Below are 15,428 nucleotides of genomic sequence, written 5' to 3'. Positions count from 1 at the left end.
AAATTTATTTTATTTTTTTTCGCCCTATTTTTCTCATTCAAAAAAACATAAGGTAACTGAAGCAAAAAACAGTTACCTTTTTATTTTTAATTAATAAACTATAAGAAATTATTGCATGTTTTTAGCCTCTATGCTTAGGGTTGCATGAGGTACCGCCTTGAGGCGTTCTTTATCAATAAGTTTACCGGTAACACGACACACCCCATAGGTTTTGTTTTCTATACGGATCAGAGCATTTTTTAGATCTCGGATAAATTTTTCCAAACGTGTAGCTTGTGCCATATTGGATTCCTTACTCATCATCTCAGAACCTTCCTCAAAGGCCTTGAAGGTAGGCGAGGTATCATCTACACTATTGTCAGCCCCATTGAGGTAAGCATTGCGTAAGAACTCCAAGTCCACTTGAGCTTTTGCCAACTTATCCTCTATAATCGCCCTAAATTCTTGCAAATCCTTATCGGAATAACGAACTTTTACATCCATAACGTACTTCTTATTTTACTTACAAATTTATTCCTTAAAAAGTTATTTATCTCCCTTTTTAAGTTGTGCAAAGATACGAAATTTTTTGGATATTTGCATACATTACACAGAGAAACTTTCCATTTATGGTATTTTACCCCAAATTAGCCCTTCTTTACTTACATTGATAAGATAGGATTGGTCTGCCTTAACTACTCCCTTTTAACAATCCCAGTTATATAGCACCTCTTCAAAATTCTCTTTTTCCAAATCCTCTTTACGAATAAAGAAGTTAGCCACCCCCATGGTTCCCCACATGATATAATCGCCATCGGAGTTCATCTGAAGAAGTAGCTCGGTAAATGGGGTGTCCTCCTCTCTGGGATCTTGTTGGGTAAAATAAGGATACCCTCCTATACGATGCTCTATACCATCGGGAACTATATCTGCCAACAGTCGTCGGGTCTCTTCGGGCAGATCCCATATGGTTTCTACCTCATCGGAAAAGGCTTCATTCCAAAGGTCAGAGAAAAGGCCATCGAAATTCACATCCCACAGGGTAATTCCCTCTTCTCTGCGAATGAAAGTCAGTGCCAATTCCTTATAAGGGGTCATAGGGGTGTATTCCTCGGTAAGTACATACTGAAGCTTTACCTCGTCCAAGGAAAGACCCTCGGTAGGCTCGGGAAAGTAAAGGATACGCTTGCCTGCATTGCTACAAGGATCCTGCAAATCCAACCCATAGAGGTCATCACCGTCAATAATCCAAAACTGTAGCAATCCCTTCTTAGGATAGATATTGTTCTCAGGCAATTGCTCACAGTTGATTTGTGCTACCATAAAGAAAGGATTCCCCTCACTATCTCTGGGGATATGTCCATTCTTAGGCACATAGGGATAACCGCCAAACTTACTATCGGTAAGGGCAAGGTTTTCTTCTTCACGCGTTTCTATAGTAATGACTTCTTTCTTAGTAGCCTCGTTTAGCTTCGCTACCAAGGCTTTAATTTGTTCTTGAGAGGGTTCCATATACTTTATTTAACTAAAACTAAACCAGTTATATACTTCCTTCTCATCAGGAGAGATAAATAGCGAAATCGTATCGGCACTGTCCTGTAAATAGTTATATCCTATTACATAGCCTAAATAGTCCTTATCATCTAAAGAAATATCATATTCTTCACAGAGATAGGATTCTGTATCCAAGCGATATTCCAAATACTCGTCCAAATCCTCATAGGTTTCTTCATCTTCATCGTAAGGGGTAAGCTCATATATCTCACGTTCGTGTCCGCTATACCCTTGTGTGTAGTGGTTGCCAGCGATAAACTTGCCTGTTTCTTGGTATTTATCACGAGTTACCCAATAGCTTAGTAGTGTATCCATATAAGTAGCATAATCCCCACTGATAGCTTCCCATTTCTCTAAGCTATCCTTATAGGGTGAAGGGTCATAGCTGTGTTTGACCTCACTATTGAGGTAAAGGTCTTTGTGGGCTGCATAATCTTCCTTTGCATTTTGATACCACTGAGGTAGTTTAGAAAAATTAGGTAACCAATCCATCTCTCCGTCAAAACGGTATTTGTTCCCTACTTTCTCAAAACGTACAAAGAACCAATTACAATCTGTACGTTCTGATTCATACTCTGCCAAACCACAAGCATACATGGAAACAAAATGCGCTTTGCTTTTTTGCTGCTGTTCATTCTCTATTTCTACCGTCAGTAGTGGAAAGAAAACATACTTAAACCACTCTTTAGGAACTTCAAAAACTTCCTCTATACTTGGAAAGAGTTTTTCTACTTTTGTTACTTTTATCATACTATGACATCTTATTCAAATTTTGTAAGTTATTTACTCCCTATCATCACCCTCTGTCTTTAGAAACCTTACTCCTACTGACAACTATTCTCTACATCACCCACAATCCCAATTATATAACACCTCGTCAAACTTACAATGGGCTAAATCTTCTCTATTGATAAAAAAGTTCGCTACCCCTGCATCCCCAAACATCACCGAATACTGTTCATTCCACTCGGATTCTATTTGCAATAATAATGTATCGTGAAAGTTATCATCTTCTCTTGGATCATATTGGGCAAAATCAGGATAACCTCCTATTTTATGTCCCGCTCCATTAGACAGATATTTGTAAAACACTTTTAGTACTTCCTCTGGTAACCCCCATAATCCTGGAAATTCTTCCGAAAAAGCAGCTTCCCATATCTTCTGCATCTCATCGTCGAAATGTACATCTGCATAAGAGATACCTTCTACTGACTTTTCAAAGCCCAATGCTAAGCTTTGGTTAGGATTAAAAGGAAGCTCAAGGGCATTTTCCCGGGTGAAAATATTATCTATCTCTCTCTTTGAGGTACTTATCTTCGTATAAAGCTCCTTAATATATGCTATAGGAAGGCTTTCCTGTATCTCTGGAAAATAACATATCCTCTTGGTATCATTCTGGCAACAATTCCCAAAATCAGCACCATAGTATTCATCGCAGGCTATCCAAAATTGCAACAATCCTTTCTTAGGATATAGACTATTTTCAGGCAGTTGCTCACAATTGATTTGTGCCAACATAAAGAGTGGCTCACCCTGAGAGGTAGTAGGTAATGTGCCATCCTTGGGTATATAGGGAAGCCCTCCCAACTTACTATCTGTAAGAATCAGATTTTCACCCACTGAAAGGCTAATGCGTATTACCTCTCGTGCTGTCTTTACATTAAGCGAATCCACCAATTGTTTGATTTGTTCTTCTGTAAATGTCATGACCTAAAAAATAGTTGTCAAATCAATTTGTAACTGAGGAAATTTCTCAGGGGCTACTATATCACCCGCAAAGAGTGGAAGCTGGGGCACATACCTGCTTTCTATTACAAAGGTTCTTGTGAACTACTACGAAAAAATTTAATGACAATCACATTCTCCTCCTCTATAATGTCATAATACAATGAAAACTTCCCTTTTAAAAAATGCCTTTGATACAATCTAATACTCTCTACAAATTTAGCCAAAAAATATGGTTTTTCAGCTATAGCTAACTCTACCTTATTGAGTTCATTTATAATTTTATTGGGATAAGCATCACTATAGTTATGCTCTCTCCAAAAATCAAGAGTGTTTTCTAATTGCTTAACAGCCTCTTCTGTCCATCTAATTTCCATATTTAGCTCTCAATCTTCTATGTAACTCTTCGCTGCTAATCGTTTTTCCTTCCTTAGCTTGCTGATGTGACAGAGCAATACTTTGTAATTCTTCTTCTGAAAAATGTACTTCCTCCTCTTGAGAATGCAATGTGGCAAGATACATTAAGTCATCATACTCATTAATTGGAAGAACTATTGATAATGGCACTCCTTGGCTATTTGTTAAATATTGATGTTGTGTATTCATTTTCTGTTCTATTTATTTCATTTAACTTACTTCTCATTTCCTAATATCCAAATCAAGCCTTTTCCACCACTATCTTAGTCACGATATCATCAAAGGCGACTTCTTCTCCTTGGAGGGTGTCGGCAAAGAGGATTTCGTTGGCTAAGGTCTCTGCCTTGATATAGGCTTCGTTGGCTCGAACAGCCTGCTCAAGTGTGTCTTGCTGTTGCAAAAGGATACGAATTCTGTCTGTTACTTCAAGGCCTGTATCTTTGCGAAGGTTCTGGATACGGTTGACCAATTCGCGGGCAATACCTTCTGCGCGCAACTCATCGGTAATGGTGGCATCCAAAGCCACTACCAAGCCTGTAGAGGAACTAGCCACAAGCCAACCTTCTATATCCTGTGAGGTGATCTCTACATCCTCCAAGGTGAGGGTGAGGGCTTTCCCATCAAGAGTGATTTCTTTAGTACTTTGGCGTTCAAAGGCTTGTATATCTTGTTGGGTAAAGTCATTGATCACTGCTGCGATGTCCTTCATCTGCTTGCCATACTTAGGCCCTAAGGTGCGGAAGTTGGGCTTGATTTGTTTTACCAAGATACCGGATGCATCGTCGATAAACTCTATTTCCTTGACATTCACCTCGTGCTTGATAAGGTTGGCCACCGCCAATATCTCTGCCTTCTCGGCTTCACTAAGGGTAGGAATGAGGATCTTCTGTAGGGGTTGGCGTACCTTAATCATCTCTTTCTTACGCAGAGAAAGCACCAAAGAGGAGATATTTTGCGCCTTCTCCATCTTGCTTTCCAAGGCTTTGTCTATATAAGAGGCCTGGCTTACAGGGTAATCGGTTAGGTGTACGGATTCGGCCTTATCTTTTCCTGTTACGGCATTGAGGTCGCGGTAGAGCCTATCCATAAAGAAAGGTGCTACGGGAGCGGAGAGCTTAGCTACCACTTCCAAACAAGTATAGAGGGTTTGGTATGCGGATATCTTGTCTTCCTCGTATTCTCCTTTCCAGAAACGACGACGGCAAAGACGTACGTACCAGTTACTTAGGTTCTCTTGTACAAAGTCAGAGATCAGGCGAGTAGCACGAGTAGGCTCGTAATCTAGAAAAGCTTCTTTAACCTTAGCAATAAGGGTATGTAACTCGGAGAGAATCCAGCGGTCTATCTCTGGGCGTTTCTCCAAAGGCACCTCTGCCTCGGCATAGGTAAAGCCATCTAAGTTGGCATAAAGCGCAAAGAAAGAATAAGTATTGTAAAGCGTACCAAAGAACTTGCGGCGTACTTCCTCTATGCCTTCGACATCAAACTTAAGGTTGTCCCAAGGATTGGCGTTGGAGATCATATACCAGCGGGTAGCATCGGCGCCGTACTTGGCCAAGGTCTCAAACGGATCTACCGCATTACCTAAGCGTTTGGACATCTTTTGGCCATTCTTGTCCAATACCAAACCATTGGACATCACATTTTTATAAGCTACAGAGTCGAATACAGACGTCGCAATGGCATGTAAGGTATAGAACCAACCACGGGTCTGATCCACCCCTTCGGCGATATAATCTGCCGGGAAGGCTTTCCCTTCGTCTATTTTATCTTTATTTTCAAAAGGATAATGTACCTGCGCATAAGGCATCGCCCCGGAGTCAAACCATACGTCTATCAGGTCACTTTCGCGCTTCATGGGTTTGCCTGAGTCGGAAACCAAAACGATTTCATCTACGATATTCTTGTGCAGGTCTATTTGGTCATAATTGGCCTCGGACATATCCCCTACTTTAAAGTTCTTAAAAGGATTTTCCTGCATCACCCCTGCCGCTATGGCTTTGTTGATTTCAGCAATCAACTCTTCCACGGAGCCGATGATTTTTTCTTCCTTAGTATCCTCAGTACGCCAAATAGGTAGTGGGATCCCCCAATAGCGGGAACGAGAAAGGTTCCAGTCGTTGATATTCTCTAACCAATTGGCAAAACGCCCTTCTCCTGTGGCCTTAGGCTTCCAATTAATCTCTTGATTGAGTGATACCAAGCGATCTCTTACGGCCATCATCTTCACAAACCAAGAATCCAAAGGATAGTAGAGTACAGGAGTATCGGTACGCCAACAATGAGGATAGCTATGAACATATTTCTCCACCTTAAAGGCTTTGTTCTCTGTCTTGAGCAATATAGCTAGCTCCACATCCCATGATTTTTCGGGCGCCTCGCCACTCTTATAGTATTCATTCTTGATATATTGTCCTGCAAAAAGGGCTGGTACTTTGTCTCCTTTAAGAAAACGCCCTTGCAAATTTACCAAAGGTACTAAGTTGTCATTCTCATCTCTGACCAACATAGGCGGAATGCCATTTTCTCTTGCCACACGGGCGTCATCTGCCCCGAAAGTAGGCGCTATATGCACGATACCGGTACCATCTTCGGTTGTTACAAAGTCTCCAGGGATCACTCTAAAGGCCTTTTCTGGGTTTTCTTCAGGAAGGAACCAAGGAATGAGTTGTTCATAGGTAGTCCCTACGAGGTCTGCTCCCTTGCATTCGGCCAAAACTTCATAAGGCACTTTCTTGCGATTTTCGTCATTGGCATAAGCTACAAAATCTGCCTCCTCAGAAGTTTCAAAGAACTTACCAGCAAACTGTTTGGCTACCAATTCCTTAGCCAACACCACTTGTATAGGTTCAAAGGTATATTGGTTAAAAGTACGTACCAAGACATAGTCAATATCTTTACCCACTGCCAAAGCGGTATTGGAAGGCAAAGTCCAAGGAGTGGTCGTCCAAGCCAAGATATATACCGTCCCCTGTGCCTTAAGTGCTGTAGCGGCTGCTGTGGCGAAATCCTTTACCTTGAACTGAGCGGTGATGGTCGTATCGCTTACATCGCGATAGCAACCCGGTTGGTTAAGCTCGTGAGAGGAAAGCCCTGTTCCTGCCTTAGGCGAATAAGGCTGTATGGTATAGCCCTTGTAGAGCAAACCTTTGTTATACAATTGCTTAAGAAGCCACCATACCGACTCCATATATTTGGGCTTGTAGGTGATATAAGGATCGTCCAAATCCACCCAATAGCCTATCTTTTCGGTAAGGTCGTTCCATATATTGGTATAGCGCATCACCGCTTCCTTGCAGGCTTTGTTATAATCGGCTACAGAGATTTTCTTGCCTATATCGTCCTTGGTTATCCCCAATTCCTTTTCTACGCCCAACTCCACCGGTAGTCCATGGGTATCCCAACCCGCTTTTCGGAATACTTGTTCGCCCAATTGAGTATGGAAACGGCAAAAAATATCCTTTAGCGAACGTGCCATTACGTGGTGAATACCAGGCAATCCGTTAGCAGATGGCGGCCCTTCATAGAAAATAAAAGGCTCCTTCCCATTGCGGAAGTCTATACTTTTCTGAAATATTGCATTATCTTTCCAAAACTGCAATATCTCCTCTGCTATTCGGGTCAGTTCTAAGGATTTGTACTCTGTAAATTTCATTTTTTTCGTTTTTAAGGGTGAATGAATGTTTTTTATATATTTATTCTTCGTTTTCTTCTTCTCCTGAGTAATAGGCATCCAACTGGCTTTTAGGAAGTTGTGTATAAGGAATCATCCTGTCATAGTCTGGATTAAAGAGCAGTGCAATATCGGGCTGTCCTTCTTGCTTGATAAAAATAAATGGATAGGGTGCCGCCTTGCGTTCTTCGGTATCCATATAGATAGCTTGGTTCTTGTAACCCTCCTTCAAAAGGACGGTTTGGTAAAAAGTTTCCAAATAAATCGGGTAATAGTAATTTTCAGGTCGTTCTTCCCTGTAGAAAATCACCTTATAGTTGGGGTTTATCGCCTCTTCTTCCTTAAAGGCAATACAATAATCCTTCTCGTCCTCTTCCGTATAGCTCCCTTCGAGGAAGGTCTTATCTATTCTATTCTTATCAAGGGTATAGCCCTCGCCTTCTTCCTTGAGAAAATCCCTTAGCCGACTCTTTAGAATACAAGGCATGTCCCGATAATTCATAAAAGTAGTATAGAACTTGTAGTAGTCATCGAATTCAACAAAGGAACAGCCCCTATCTTTGAAATCGACTAACTTAGGATAATCCACCTTTCCGTCATAGAATAGGAGCATGTATTTGAAAAAATCATACAGTTTATCTCCTTTTTTCATCTGGGCAAGCTTTTCCTCTACCTGTCTTTTGCGCCCTGCCTTATTATCCCTAGATCCCCAATAATACTTTGGGGAAGAAAAATCATCATATAAGTAGCCTTCCTCATGTCGCTTACGGGTGACGACACGATTTCCAAAGACCACATCTCCATACTCGGGATAATACAGAGAATCCTTCAGGGCATCATACTCCTTGCGATAGGCCTCGTCCAGCAAGGCTCCCTTGAGAAACACCGAATTGCGATGCCCTAAGAATAGATAGCGTTCCTCTTCTTCCTCCCATGAATATCCCTCTACCTCCATAGGGTCTTGTGGTTCCCTATCAAGAAAGGAAGGCCTTATCTCAGGAAAAAATATCAAGGCAGCAACCCCTATCAATAGTAATAAAATTAGGTTGGAAATAATGATTTTATAGATACACTTCATACTCACTATTGGATACTTCCTAAAAACAGCAAAGATATAACATTTAAACAAAAAAATCAAGTGTTTTTCCATGTTTTTTTTATTTGCAATTTTTTTCTGTATGACTATCACTAAATGATATCCTACCCTATTTATCTTTGCACCATTAAACAAAACCATACAACATGAAAAAACACCCTACCATGAGAGCACACAAGCGGAACAATTCACGACCTACTGCCATAGACCTACTCTCGGAAATAAATCAGATCCTCCAAGAAGTAGATGATTTAGAAGGAAAAGAAATTATCAATAAGCAGGAACTCCCTATTGTCTTGGGCTTAGATAACCATGACTTGTATTCTATAGACTTGGCAACCTCTAAGCATATTGCTATTGAGAGTGATATACCTTCTTATCGATACAAGCTACAACAACTCTTCCTACATTCATTACTGAATTTTGACAACAGAATGAAGGTAAAAATCGCTTGGATAGAGGACACTAACGAACATACTGAGTTACGCTCACGTATCGCCTCCTTTATGTTTACTAAAGCCACTCAAGCCGAGATAGTGCTTCCCTTAGTGGTTGAAGAATATAAAAGACGCAAGGCTGAAAACATCTTTGATACTCATTGGGTCGTTTTCGTTAGCGATGCCTATACTACCTATCACAAGCACAAGGAGCTATTCAATGTCTTGGAAGGGAGTGAAGTACAAGGTATTCACCTAATAGGTACTAGCGAATGTTTGGACAAAGAAACCATGACAGTAAAGGAAGTTATGGAATATAACACCCTCTTCTATAGTTTCCTATGGTTCGATGACGAGCACCATATACACCATGAGCGCTCCCTTATACAACTGCCTTCCTTTACCGAAGCGCTGCCCTTCTTCCACGAAAAGGAGTTATCTTTGTCAGAATACATAGACGAACTCTTAAGAAAAAGGGATGAAATCTCCATGAGCACAAAAGCCCCTATTGAACCCATGAACTTCCAGCAGGTACAGAGCCACCTTTCCTTACACCTGCTCAACCATCACCTTGATAATCAGGAGGGTACTATAAAATTGCGTTTGAAGGCTGTATATGCCCTCATTAATCATACCTATCAGAAACTCTTTATGGAAATGATAAAGCGCTTATGTGAGAACATCACCTATTTTATAGCAGACCATCCCAAGAAACTTATCGAGCTAAAGGAGCTACGCTTTGATCCTGAAAGTGGGCAAGTGTTAATCAATGAGAAAGCCGCCTATACCCCTACTCAAGAAGGTAGTTTGATACCCCTCTTCGCCCAGTCCTTCAATGAGCTTTGTCTATATGCCATACCAAAGACGATTATTCCCTTAGACCACTTAGACGAGGCTACCTATCCACAGCTACACCTTGTCACAGAAGCACTGCAAAGAGGTGAATCCTACAAAAAGATTGCCCCACAAACAGTCCCCATCGCCCTCCTCTCAGAGATAGAGGATATCCTATCAAAAGTAGAGTTCCAATTGGTGAGTGAAAAAGAAACTAGAGAGAAGAATTGAAAAAAATGTTAAAAATAAAGATAGATGATTTTTAAGTTTTTAGTCATCTAAGTAACTGATAAATAAATAAATAAATAAATAAATAAATAATAAAAATTATTTTTATATATGAAAATAATTTTGTAATTTTGTAATCTGATAATTTAAAATTATAGCTTATGAATACTCTAGAAAAAGAACGAGAGTTCAAAGAATGGTTAAAGAAAGTTTGCCTTTATAAGGACAATACTATTGATAGCCGTATTACCAATTGTAAAAAGGTAAATGATGTATATAATCTTTATGATTACTTTAAAAAAGGAAAAACTGAAGAAATCATTAAACTATTTACCTATACAACTGATGATAAGGATAGCGGTTTAAAGCCTCTACATGCTATCCCTATTAATGGAAATCTTTATACTGGAACCCATACCTATAAATCAGCGATAAAGCTATATTTTAGTTTCTTAAATTATTACGAAATAGAACAGAAGGAAACAAAACTAACTGATATAAAAATCTTTAAAGAAAAAGAATATATTTCATATTTAGATAAAAACATCAGCAAAGTTAATGATTATGTCAATTATGTTAAAAATATCTATAAATTATTAGGGATTGAACTATATTCTATTGTTGAGGATATCTATAGATTGCATAATATTCAACTATTACACTATTTGAAAGAGGAAGGGGCTAAATATCTATTATCCACTTTTAAAGATCTATCATCTATTACTCAATATACCTCTGGATTCAGAAAATATCTTGATTTCATAGAGCAGGCTATTTATGATGACTTTGACACTATAAGCGACCCTGATATTGAAGATGAAACAGAAATATCTGAAGAGTACAAGATTGAAGAACTTTTATTTATTCCCAAAGATAGTTATACATCTGAGGAAATACGTGAAAAATTCTTTAATAGATTAACAAGCCAAAATCGATTTAATCAAAAAAGTGATTTCTACTTCCCTATTCGGTTTATCGGACAGTACTTTAATAAAATAGGAGATAAAAAATACTTTAAAGACATCATTAATAAACAGATTGATAACATTCAATTCTTCTATGATAAAGATCGCCACGATATTATTAAAAACCTAAAAAAGTTAAGTATATCAGAGGATGGTCATGTATTTATTAATGAAGAAACTATTTTTTCTAAAGACTCAAAAAATGACACCTATGTTCCTTTTGAAGTTAATGAAATCTCGGAAATAGACATTGATCATAAAAAATCTATGGATTCTATTCTTAGAGAATTGAAAGGAGAAGATTTTGGTCAATTAGTAAAAATAACTAAGGCTTTAAATGAGAAAATAAAGAAACGCAATAATAAAAAATTAGCAAAAAAAGGAACTATTCTTTCTGATGATGTGGAATTTAGAAATAGTATTGACAAAACAGAACTTAAAAGAGAATTTGAGTATATTATAGGTAAAATGGAATTGCAACTAATGCAAAATACCCATAATAACTACAAACGTAATAAAGTTTAATTCAATCTTTTTTCATTTGTAAATTTATACGCCTCTATTGTCTCCACAGTAGAGGCGTAATTTATTGTGTCTTAATACTCTTCACTTTTTTATTCCTCTTTATCGCCTCTCCCCAGTAATTAAGAAACTTCTCTCTTAGGTGCTGAGGTTCTATGATGGTCAGCGACCAACTGCGCTTCATCAGTTCCATGATAAGGTCAAGGGTGGGTCTGATATAGAGCTCAAAGGTAATTCGTGTATTGGTTTTGCTCACTACCCTCTGAGAGAGGTGTATGGGCGAGGCCATCAGGTAGTTGCCATCACGATGGTCAAACTCCAAGACAAGCCGCTCAGCCTGTTCATCGGTGAACATGCCAAAAGCATCACGATAGGGGGTTACAAAATCTAATTGCTTGTTAGGAGAAAAGAACTCCCCCTCCTCTATACTTCTGATACGCTCCAAGGCAAAGGACTTAAAAGGTATTTCAGGGTGGGCTACATCTACTGCTAAGAGATACCATTTATAATCCTTATGCTTAAGCCGGTAGGGCTGCACGGTATAGATCTTGGTTTGCTCATCACGATAGTCATAGTAGGTAAGTTGTAACTCATGGCTGGTCTCTATGGCACGTATACAGTCAGATAGATGTTCTGATCCGGTATTCTTTCGAGACTCTGGGATGGCATATGAAGGAAGCAGACTTTTTTTATTCTGAGCAGTCAGCAGTATATAAGCGGTCAAAAAGTTATCTATAAGCTCACTCCCCTCTTCATTAAAGGAATAGCCGTTTTCCTTATTGCGCTCTATCTTACAACCCTTTTCCTCAAGTGCTTCCCTATCTCGGCGAAATAACTGCTTATCATAGCGATATTTACGTTCCTTATTATCTTCTCTTTCCTTGACATATGGGGACATTTCTTTAGCTATTTCTTGGAATTTAGGAAATTCTCCCTTTCGGTTACAATTGCGAATATATCGCAATAGGGCAAATTCTCTTATGATTTTCTCCATTGTTTTACTTGTATTACTATTTTTTTTCTTATTTTTGCACTCATTATGGAAGAAATTTTATACAAATACTTACCCTCTGAGTCGGTAGTACCTTGTTTTGAGCTGATTAAGAACTTAGGCATCTACCTGAAGATCGTCCAAGAGCGACAGAGTAGGCATGGGGATTACCAGCGCTTGCCCAATGGTCAGCATAAAATTACCGTTAATGCCAGCCTGAACAAGTACCGCTTTCTGATGACCCTCATCCATGAAATCGCCCACTTGGTAGCTATCGAAAAATATGGCAAGCAGATAAAGCCTCACGGCAATGAATGGAAAACCACCTACCAAGCCCTGATGAAGCCTTTTTTGCGGCCAGAGATCTTCCCCGCTGAACTGCTCTCTTATCTTATCATTCACTTTCAGAACCCTTCCGCCAGTAGTGATACCGATGTACACCTAACGCTGGCTATGCGACAATATGACAATGAGGAGCGTACCAAATACTATGTATTCGAGCTCCCCACCAGTAGTCTTTTCCGCACCGATGACGGACGGATATTTCAAAAAGGGGCTAAGAAAATCAAGCGTTATGAGTGCCTGGAAGTCTCCACCGGCAAGCGGTTTGTCATTCAGCCACATGCCTTGGTGGAGTTGGTTTCTTCTTCCTAATCCGCTGGCTTATATAGCCTTACATCTTTCCTTAAGCCAAGCCTGTTGCTCCTCTCCTACCAAGGGGCTAAGGGTTTTCTCTACCCATTGGTTGTAGTTATTGAGCCATTGGCGTTCTTCCTCGGTGAGCATCTCCACGATAACCGCACGGGTATCCAAGGGGCAAAGGGTAAGGGTCTCCAAGTGGTAGAAATCACCGAACTCATTGGAGCTGTGTTTCTGTACCGCTACGAGGTTTTCTATACGAATACCATAACGACCTTCGCAGTAGATTCCTGGCTCGTTGGAGCAGACCATATGCTCGAGCATGGGCACATCTCTCATCTCCTTACGGATGCTCTGTGGCCCTTCGTGTACGCATAGGTAGCTTCCTACTCCATGGCCTGTCCCATGACCGTAGTCACGTCCGTTTTTCCAAAGGATTGCACGGGTAATAGCATCAAGCTGTACACCACGGGTACCCGCAGGGAAGATAGTGGTACTTAGGGTAATCATCGCCTTCATCACAAGGGTATAATCCCGCTTGAAGTCTTCCGAGAAATCCCCAAGAGGAATCACACGGGTAATATCGGTTGTACCTTCTATATAGTGAGCACCGGAGTCTATCAGTACCGTTCCCATGGCATGCATGGGCACCTCTGGATTGGTAGCCGCGTGGTAATGCACAATGGCACCATTGCCTTCGTAGCCTATGATCTTACCAAAACTATTGGCCAAGAATCCTTGTTCGGCACGGAACTTATCCATAATATCGCCCAAGGAGTGTTCGGTAAGTGGGGTCTTGCCAATGTTGTTCTCGAGCCAATAGAAGAAATTAACTAAGGCTACTCCGTCCTTGACCATGGCCTTGCGGAAGCCTTCTATCTCGGTTTCATTCTTTACCGCCTTGAGTAGCTGTACCGGTGAAGGGGCTATCTGAAGGGTATTGTGCTGGCCGACTGTATTGTAGATCGTTTGGTTGGCATCAGGAGCAAGGAGGATAGTTTCCCCTTGGAGCTTGGCCAATTCTTGGAAATAATCCTTATAATCTTTTAGCTCGATATGCTGTTCTTTGAGGTAGGTCTTTACTGCCTCATCGCACTGTGGAGTATCTACAAAAAGGGTTGCTTTTTCAGGAGTAATACAAAGGTAGGCTAAGAAAACAGGGTTGAAGTCCACATCATTACCACGGAGGTTGGTTACCCAAGCAATGTCATCAAGGGCGGTTACAAGGAAGTGAGTTACCCCTTTCTCCGCCATGATTCCTCTAAGGGTAGCGAGCTTGTCCGAAGTGGAACGTCCAGTATATTTTTCAGGACGTACATAGATCGGTTTACGTGCATCCTTGGGTCGGTCTTTCCATATTTTTTCAATCAAAGGCTTATCGACTAAGGTTATATCCTTTCTCTTGAGTGTATCGGTAAGTAGGTTCCAAGTATTATGAGGAGTACATAGGCCATTGCAACCTACTTTTGCCCCTTGGGGGAGTTCGTCCAAGAGCCATTGTTGGCTAAGAGGTGCCCCTGGGGTACCTTCTATAAAGAAATCTACTCCGGTACCGGTGAGTTCTTGCTTGGCCTGTACCAAGTAGCGACCATCTGTCCATAATACCGCCTTGTCACAAGTGATGAATATATAGCCTGCGGAGCTATTAAAGCTGGAAATCCACTTTCTTTCCTCCCAATAAAGGGTGAAATACTCACTCATGTGAGGATCTGCATTGAAAACTACAAAAGCATCTAAGCCATTGGCTTTCATCTCTTGTCGTAGCAATGATAGTTTTTCTTTTGTTGTCATTATCTTTGGTTTTAAAATATATCTTGTAAAAACACTTCGGTAGCTCCCATGCCATAACGCATATAGTCGGCATCCTGATAGCTAAGGTTGTAACGAGAGAAGAGAGAGCCCAATTCCATCTTGAGCACCCCCTCCCCTATACCATGTATGAAGACGATACTATAGACTCCTTTCTCTATTCCATACTCCAAACAGTGCTCCGCCTCTTCCAATTGCCTATTGAGCATATCGAAATTGGTCATCCCACGGGTATGGGAGACCAATTTTTCTATATGTAAGTCTATTTCCATATGGGATTGCCCCCTTTTCTTTGTTTTTTTTCCTATAGGAGCTGCTTTTTTCTGCTTTTTTTCCTCCTTAGGCTCCGCATATAGCATCTTGTGATAGGGAATAAGGGCTGATGAGTCTACTTTTACCAACTCTTGGGGGGCGAAAGTAAGGAAAATCCCTTCTGTAGTCTCGATACACACGCCCTTAGGGGTGATTTTGGTTACCACCCCTGAGATAAGTTCGTCTATCACTTCTACGCTGTCCCCTACTGAAAACATAATTCTTTTTTTTGATGTGCAAAGATACG

Annotated in this window: 14 protein-coding genes; 3 read left to right on the top strand and 11 right to left on the bottom strand. The window is 40.4% G+C overall.

The window, feature by feature from the left end; translation table 11 throughout:
- Positions 1–108: 108 nt before the first annotated feature.
- The 8 genes from HMPREF1551_RS10440 to HMPREF1551_RS10405 form a co-directional block, all read right to left on the bottom strand.
- On the bottom strand, positions 109–483 hold the full coding sequence (locus tag HMPREF1551_RS10440) for a TraR/DksA family transcriptional regulator (protein WP_021629105.1): 375 nt from the start codon (positions 481–483) through the stop codon (positions 109–111).
- Positions 484–684: 201 nt separating this feature from the next.
- Positions 685–1,491, bottom strand: a complete 807-nt coding sequence (locus tag HMPREF1551_RS10435) for a YwqG family protein (protein WP_021629104.1) — start codon at positions 1,489–1,491, stop codon at positions 685–687.
- Between the two features lie 9 nt (positions 1,492–1,500).
- Positions 1,501–2,283 carry a hypothetical protein gene (locus HMPREF1551_RS10430; protein WP_021629103.1) on the bottom strand — a complete coding sequence of 261 codons (783 nt, stop codon included), beginning with the start codon at positions 2,281–2,283 and terminating at the stop codon, positions 1,501–1,503.
- A gap of 96 nt (positions 2,284–2,379) precedes the next feature.
- Positions 2,380–3,240 carry a YwqG family protein gene (locus tag HMPREF1551_RS10425; RefSeq protein WP_021629102.1) on the bottom strand — a complete coding sequence of 287 codons (861 nt, stop codon included), beginning with the start codon at positions 3,238–3,240 and terminating at the stop codon, positions 2,380–2,382.
- 104 nt (positions 3,241–3,344) lie between these two features.
- Positions 3,345–3,635: a type II toxin-antitoxin system RelE/ParE family toxin gene (locus HMPREF1551_RS10420; RefSeq protein WP_021629101.1), complete on the bottom strand. Its 291-nt coding sequence runs from the start codon at positions 3,633–3,635 to the stop codon at positions 3,345–3,347.
- Positions 3,625–3,864: a hypothetical protein gene (locus HMPREF1551_RS10415; RefSeq protein WP_021629100.1), complete on the bottom strand. Its 240-nt coding sequence runs from the start codon at positions 3,862–3,864 to the stop codon at positions 3,625–3,627. The genes HMPREF1551_RS10420 and HMPREF1551_RS10415 overlap by 11 nt, the downstream gene beginning before the upstream one ends.
- A gap of 52 nt (positions 3,865–3,916) precedes the next feature.
- Positions 3,917–7,330 (bottom strand): isoleucine--tRNA ligase, encoded by a 3,414-nt coding sequence (ileS, locus tag HMPREF1551_RS10410; protein ID WP_034544643.1) that lies wholly within the window; start codon positions 7,328–7,330, stop codon positions 3,917–3,919.
- 40 nt (positions 7,331–7,370) lie between these two features.
- The gene (locus tag HMPREF1551_RS10405; RefSeq protein WP_034544627.1) at positions 7,371–8,426 is read right to left on the bottom strand and encodes a hypothetical protein; all 1,056 of its coding nucleotides are present in this window, start codon (positions 8,424–8,426) and stop codon (positions 7,371–7,373) included.
- A 164-nt stretch (positions 8,427–8,590) separates the two neighbouring features.
- On the opposite strand from HMPREF1551_RS10405, the gene HMPREF1551_RS10400 reads away from it, so the two are divergent.
- Both HMPREF1551_RS10400 and HMPREF1551_RS10395 read left to right on the top strand, forming a co-directional pair.
- On the top strand, positions 8,591–9,946 hold the full coding sequence (locus HMPREF1551_RS10400) for a hypothetical protein (protein ID WP_021629097.1): 1,356 nt from the start codon (positions 8,591–8,593) through the stop codon (positions 9,944–9,946).
- Between the two features lie 158 nt (positions 9,947–10,104).
- Positions 10,105–11,433 (top strand): hypothetical protein, encoded by a 1,329-nt coding sequence (locus tag HMPREF1551_RS10395; protein ID WP_021629096.1) that lies wholly within the window; start codon positions 10,105–10,107, stop codon positions 11,431–11,433.
- Between the two features lie 61 nt (positions 11,434–11,494).
- Here HMPREF1551_RS10395 and HMPREF1551_RS10390 read toward each other — a convergent pair whose 3' ends face one another.
- Positions 11,495–12,424 carry a helix-turn-helix transcriptional regulator gene (locus tag HMPREF1551_RS10390; RefSeq protein ID WP_021629095.1) on the bottom strand — a complete coding sequence of 310 codons (930 nt, stop codon included), beginning with the start codon at positions 12,422–12,424 and terminating at the stop codon, positions 11,495–11,497.
- 45 nt (positions 12,425–12,469) lie between these two features.
- Between HMPREF1551_RS10390 and HMPREF1551_RS10385 the strand changes: the two genes are divergently transcribed.
- Positions 12,470–13,075: a SprT-like domain-containing protein gene (locus HMPREF1551_RS10385; protein WP_021629094.1), complete on the top strand. Its 606-nt coding sequence runs from the start codon at positions 12,470–12,472 to the stop codon at positions 13,073–13,075.
- Positions 13,076–13,084: 9 nt separating this feature from the next.
- On the opposite strand, the gene HMPREF1551_RS10380 is transcribed toward HMPREF1551_RS10385, so the two are convergent.
- Positions 13,085–14,851 (bottom strand): aminopeptidase P family protein, encoded by a 1,767-nt coding sequence (locus HMPREF1551_RS10380; protein ID WP_021629093.1) that lies wholly within the window; start codon positions 14,849–14,851, stop codon positions 13,085–13,087.
- Positions 14,852–14,862: 11 nt separating this feature from the next.
- Positions 14,863–15,399 (bottom strand): Smr/MutS family protein, encoded by a 537-nt coding sequence (locus HMPREF1551_RS10375; RefSeq protein WP_021629092.1) that lies wholly within the window; start codon positions 15,397–15,399, stop codon positions 14,863–14,865.
- Positions 15,400–15,428 lie beyond the last annotated feature (29 nt).

The organism is Capnocytophaga sp. oral taxon 863 str. F0517 (assembly GCF_000466425.1).
Classification (GTDB): Bacteria; Bacteroidota; Bacteroidia; order Flavobacteriales; family Flavobacteriaceae; genus Capnocytophaga.
This window is presented reverse-complemented; position numbering and strand designations above follow the sequence as displayed.